Origin of the sequence: Bacillus sp. SIMBA_154 (assembly GCF_046536015.1) — a bacterium.
In the GTDB taxonomy this organism is placed as follows: Bacteria; Bacillota; Bacilli; order Bacillales; family Bacillaceae; genus Bacillus; species Bacillus pumilus_P.
In genome coordinates this window covers 1-389 of sequence record NZ_JAWJBV010000084.1, presented here as the reverse complement: position 1 = coordinate 389, position 389 = coordinate 1, and the positions used below count along the sequence as shown (strand labels likewise).

Here is a 389-nt window from a genome sequence, read left to right as displayed (position 1 = left end):
ATAATATTGCATATTCTACTGAACTCTAAAAGTCAAACATCGTCAAAATTTTTGGATGAAATTTATTCAGGCGAATCTATTTCTAGTCTAGACGTAGATGAATATATTTCGAAGTTTGGTAATGACGCCCTCTATACTCACTTTTGTTTTGTATATGATGAATTGACCAAAGTAATCGCAGAATTTTCTTCAAGTTATCACACGTATATTTTTAAAAATGAGCCTGTGAAAGTTCAGAACTCCTATCAAGTGTTATTCATAGCTTTTAATACGCTTCTTATAAATGAAAACAAAAAGGTGCAGAACTATAAAGAATTAGCTAAGTTATTGAGAGGGATCGCTACAGACTGCATGGGTGCTCTTAATGGTCGGTACAAATGGTTAGCTAG

At 32.9% G+C, this 389-nt stretch carries 1 protein-coding gene; it reads left to right on the top strand.

Translation table 11 applies throughout. The annotated features are described in order from the left end of the window. Positions 1–389 (top strand): hypothetical protein (locus R0K30_RS21205; RefSeq protein WP_410612740.1); only part of this gene is annotated, 389 nt, incomplete at both ends.